The following is a 2,314-nucleotide window of genomic DNA, read 5'->3' on the forward strand; positions in this document are numbered from 1 at the left end:
AAGGCGGGGTAAAGCCCTGTTAGGTAACCTGTTAGAGACCGTATTGGGCTAGCTCCCCAAAACCCAGATTGAGCCAAAATATTATTAGTGCAATGGGAAATACCTCACTGCAACTACGCTTGCGAGAAGCCATTGACTTTTGGTGGGCTGGAGGTGTGCCTCGCCGTGGTTTGAACGGAACACACCACTATTGTAGAGTTTAGAGGATTCTTAAGACATTCCTTTTTCGCCATACAGAGCTGAGATAGCCTGCAGACTCCAGCCCTAGCAGTATTTGAGTTCGGCGTTGAAATAACTCCAGCGAGGTTCCACTTTTGGTGGAATGCAACCTTTTGCTCGCTGACGGTTTCAGCCATGGGGCTGTTTGTTTCAATGCCGAGTCAAAACCTAATACTTTGATTCGAAACTAACCGTTTGCGATTTTGAGTTGCATATCCATATGTAAGTGACCTCTTGGGGGATTTTAAACCCTTACCCTCAAAGGAGGTGATTGATTTGAATGGACACAAGCCGACCATTTCACAGTCGTCTGCTGATCATTCCTGAATTGTGACAGTGTCAGATAAAGGCGTAACTGCAAGTCTTTCGAATGAGGCAATGAAGTCTTGTAGAAAGACAATCAGTACCTATCTGATGCGTATTGCTCTTCCATTGGTGATGACTGGCCTTACTGCGTTCGGTGGAATGGCAGGTTTAAGAGCCTGGTTGCTGGAACAACAAGACTCACCTGCCACTGCACCAGTTGAGGAGATAGCTCCTCGGGAATAAAGGCGACTTGCTAACCCTTTACATGTAGTTGAAAGCCTGGGCAACGATGTCCGGGCTTTTCTTGTGTGTAGCGTTGTCAGCCCTCACATCCTTTGATCGTATCTCAATTAATTTAAGACAGCTTCTCCACCTTCCAAGCACTCTCAATTCCCGCCTTCCCCACCTTCACGAACCGAAACCCGTAGCGCTCCAGCTCCGAACCGCTTAAGGTTTTCAGCCCCAGCAGGTGGGCTAACTCGCTGGTGGGCAGTTCCCACCCATGCGCCGCGATTTCCTCAAGCTGCCGATACCGAGCCAATGGATCAGGGGGTGGCTGATTGGCCGCGATCGCGCTGGCCAGCAACGCTAACTCTGAGGGTATTTCACCCGTGGGAACCATAGCGCTGTCCTGTGTCCTGTCCGGCTGTCCTGTAGGACTCATCGGACGAGTTTGCGGGGGAATGTTGAGCACCGTATCAGCAGCCTCAGCCACCGTCTCCCCTTGCTGACTGATAAGGACATGCAACGAGTCCATTAGCTCTAGCAGTTGCCCACTGACATAAGCTTTCTTGCCGCGCTTCTCAGGAACGAGGGACGGCTCACGCTGCTTGAGCGCATCCAGGCGTGAGTAAACTTGCGATCGCGCCACGTTGTAGCGCTTGGGTAGGTCGGCAACAGGTACTCCGATATCAGTCATAACTCCCCCAGAACACACCCAAAGGATACTCCTGACCTGTCCTCTGTACTGTCCTCTGTACTGTCCTCTGTTCTGTACTGTCTTGTGTCCTGCTGTTTTCGTCCTGTCTCGTCTTATCCTGTCCCTTGACTCGTCTTGTGTCCTGCACTGATGCTGATTTCTTTGTCTGGCAAAGGTTTTAGGTGTTTGCAGGTTCGAGTTTTGAACGAGTCTTGTAACTGTCCTATCCTGTCTGACCTGTAACTGTCCTGTGTTTATTCCTGTGAGTGTCCTATAATTTGTCCTGTGCAGTTTTCGCGCACTCCTCGCACACGCCAGCGCACATAGGAGCGCACGAAACCGCACATTGCAAACCCTTGAAAAACAAGGAATTTGGACAATTATGATCATACCTGAGCACGATTTCAACACCGTTGAGAGTGCAGATTCTGCACAGGGCGCGCACAGTGCCGCACAGTTGCCGCACGAAGTGATCGACGCGGAATTAGTGGAAGCATCCGGCATCGGTCATCCGGCCCCGTACACCTCGACTGAGTTGGCGACTGAGTTAGCGATCGCGGAATCGACCCTCCGAACCCGATGGCTTCCCTGGCTGTTGAAGGTGGCCCCCGTCGAACTGCTGGTGGATGACTCCGGTTACACCGAACTGGCGCGATCGCTGTTCTGTGAGTTCTCCCAACTGTCTAAGAAAAAAGCAGATCGGGAACGCTGGGTCAGTGAAGCTAAGGCGCGTTACAGCCGGGAGTTTATGCCCGGTGGCGTGACGCCGGAAGGCGTGTCTGAAGAGTTGGGCGGTGCCCTCGCCTTACTCCGCGACCAGGGCAGCAAGTTACAGACTGCCGCCGATGAACAATTAGCCGAACTGCAAGC

The 2,314-nt window shown here is 52.1% G+C and carries 1 protein-coding gene and 1 pseudogene; one reads left to right on the forward strand and one right to left on the reverse strand.

Annotated elements, in window-relative coordinates; genetic code table 11:
- Positions 1-880: 880 nt before the first annotated feature.
- Entirely contained in the window at positions 881-1,444 is a 564-nt protein-coding gene (locus JUK32_RS04615) for a hypothetical protein (RefSeq protein WP_204137681.1), read from the reverse strand.
- 382 nt (positions 1,445-1,826) lie between these two features.
- Between JUK32_RS04615 and JUK32_RS04620 the strand changes: the two are divergent.
- Positions 1,827-2,314: pseudogene (locus JUK32_RS04620) on the forward strand (hypothetical protein); the annotation flags it as partial.

Origin of the sequence: Halomicronema sp. CCY15110 (assembly GCF_016888165.1) — a bacterium.
In the GTDB taxonomy this organism is placed as follows: Bacteria; Cyanobacteriota; Cyanobacteriia; order Phormidesmidales; family Phormidesmidaceae; genus Halomicronema.

Bases quoted from the DNA above. Each gene is read 5' to 3' on its own strand.
- JUK32_RS04615 (WP_204137681.1), bottom strand. From the start codon at position 1,444: ATGACTGATATCGGAGTACCTGTTGCCGACCTACCCAAGCGCTACAAC.